This window comes from Nonomuraea ceibae (genome assembly GCF_019396325.1).
GTDB lineage: Bacteria > Actinomycetota > Actinomycetes > Streptosporangiales > Streptosporangiaceae > Nonomuraea > Nonomuraea ceibae.
The window spans coordinates 1-2560 of sequence record NZ_JAHKRO010000235.1 but is presented as its reverse complement, the minus strand read 5'-3'; the positions used below and the strand labels follow the sequence as shown (position 1 = coordinate 2560).

The window sequence follows — 2560 nt, the reverse complement described above, 5'->3', positions numbered from 1 at the left end:
CCACCCCCCTCCCCTCCGACCCCCCGCCCCCCAGGGCCACGCCAGACGGCGCACACCCGAGGGAACTTCAGGACCGCACTCCCTCTGTAGCAGACGAGCGCGAAGGCCAGCGCCCGAGCAAGGGTGAGCGTCCCCACGGAAGCCAAACCCCGCACGGGGACGAGGGCCAGGCCCAGCACGGGGGCGAGGGCCCGCACGGGGCCGAGGGCGCGCACCTCCCGGGCTCCCGCACCGGCCCGTCCGGAGAGGGGCCGTTCGGGGGTGAGGGGCGGGTGCCGGTGGCCTTGACGGAGCTCGTCGGGCGGGAGGCGGAGCTGCGGCTGATCGCCGCGCGCCTGGCCGCCGGTCGGCTGGTGACGCTGGTCGGCCCCGGCGGCGTGGGGAAGACGCGCCTCGCCATCGCAGCCGTGGCCACCGGCGGGGTGCCCGCCGAGGCGCGCCGGAGCGATCCCAGCCGTCGGGTGTGGTGGGTGGGGCTGGCGGCGGTGGCCGACGCGGGGGACGTGGCGCTGGCGGTGGCGCGGGCGTTGGGGTTGCGGGTCCGGGCGGACGCCGTGGAGCAGCTGGCCGAGGCGTTCGCGGGGGCGCGGGCGCTGCTGGTGCTGGACAACTGTGAGCACGTGGCGGACCCGGTGGCCCGGCTGGTGGAGGCGCTGCTCGGCCGCTGCCCCGGTCTGCGGGTGCTGGCGACGAGCCGGGAGCCGCTGCGCATCGACGGGGAGGCGCTGTGCCCGGTGGCCCCGCTGCCGCTGGAGGAGGCCGAGCGGCTGTTCTCGGCGCGGGCGCTGGCCGTGCGGCCGGGGTTCGTCCCGTCGGGGCGGGTCGGTGAGGTGTGCGCGCGGCTGGACGGGCTCCCGCTGGCGATCGAGCTGGCCGCGGCCCGGCTGCGGACGATGACGCTGGACCGGCTGGCCGACGGGCTGGGCGTCCGGCTGCCGCGCGGGGACGGCCCGTTCCGGCTGCTGACGGGCGGCAGCCGGACGGCCTCGCCCCGGCACCGGACGTTGCGCGGCGTGGTGGAGTGGAGCTGGGACCTGCTGGACGGCGGCGTCCGGGAGGCGGCGGAGCGGGCGGCGGTCTTCCCGGCGAGCTTCACGGCGGAGGCGGCGGCCGGGGCGGGCGTCGGTGAGGACGCGCTGCACGCGCTGGTGGACAAGTCGCTGCTGCAGCTCGACGGCGACCGCTACCGGATGCTGGGGACGATCCGGGAGTACGGGCTGCTGCGGCTGGCGGAGTCGGGCCGGTTGCGGGCGGCGCGGGAGGCGCATGCCGCGTGCTTTCTCGCGCTGGCCGAGTCCGCGGGGCCGGGGCTGCGGGGCGCCGGGCAACTGGGCGGGGTGGCGCGGCTGGCGGCCGAGCGGGACCATCTGCTGGCCGCGCTGCGCACCGCGTGCGACCACGGCGACGCGGATGTGGCGGTGCGGCTGGGTGCGGCGCTGGCGATGTTCTGGACGGTGCGCGGTGAGCACGCGGAGGCGGTCGCCCGGCTGCGCGCGGCCCTTCAGGTGCCGGGCCGGTCCGCGCCGGGTCCCCGGCGGACGGCGGTGGCCGTCTTCCTGCTGAACGCCCTGATGGCGGGTGATCTGGCGGGCGCGGCGGCGGCCCTCCCCCCGGGCGACCCCGGCGGTTCGGGTGAGGAGGGTGCGCTCGGGGCGTTCGCGGGGGCGTTGCTGGCGCTGGCCCGTGGCGAGGCGGACAGCGGGCTGAGCGGGCTGGAGCCGTACCTGGAAGCGGGGGATCCCTGGACGCGCGGGATGGTGTGGCTGGCGCGGTCGCTGCTGCGCGGCACCGACGCCGGGATGGCGGCCGGGCGCGCCGATCTGGTGGCGGCGGTCGCGGGGTTCCGGGAGGCCGGGGAGCGGTGGGGGCTGGCGTTGACGCTGATGTCGCTGGCGTCCGTCGAGATCGCCGCCGACGCGTACGAGGCGGCCGTGGCGGCGCTGGAGGAGGCCGAGGGGCTGGCCGCCGACCTGGGCACGCACCACGAGCTGGGAGTGTGGGTGGCGATGGTGCGCGTCCACGCCGGGCAGCCGGAGCGGGCCCGGGCGCGGCTGCTGCGGCTGGCCGAGGAGGGCGAGCCGGGGCCCGGCGGGCCGCGGCGGGCGGCCGTGGCGCGGGTGGCGCTGGCGGACCTGGCCCGCTGCGAGGGGGACCTGGGCGAGGCCGGCCGGCAGTTGCGGCTGGCGGGCGAGGAGGGCGACACGCCGTACCGGACGTTGTACGCGGCGGGGGCGGGGCGGCTGGCGGTCGCCGCCGGGGAGCTGGAGGCGGCGGCCCGCTGGCTCGGGGAGGCGCTGGCGCTGGCGGCGGCGATGCCGGACCCGCCGATGGTCGCGCAGGTGGGGGTGGGGCTGACGGATCTGCTGCTGCGGCGCGGCGAGCCGGTGCGGGCGGCGGAGACGCTGGGCGCCGCCGAGGCGGTGCGGGGCGGCCCGGACGCGCGCCATCCGGACGTCGTCCGGCTGACGCGCGCCCTGCTGGTCACCTCCGGGCGCCGGGCCGCCTACGAGCGCGGCCGCCGCCTGGACCGGGCGGCCGCGCTCGCCGCCCTGCGGGGGGG

At 79.7% G+C, this 2560-nt stretch carries 1 protein-coding gene; it reads left to right on the top strand.

All coding sequences use genetic code 11. From position 1 onward, the window contains the following. Positions 1–284: 284 nt before the first annotated feature. On the top strand, positions 285–2560 hold a 2276-nt coding region (locus tag KME80_RS49675), incomplete at its 3' end, for an ATP-binding protein (RefSeq protein WP_219520044.1).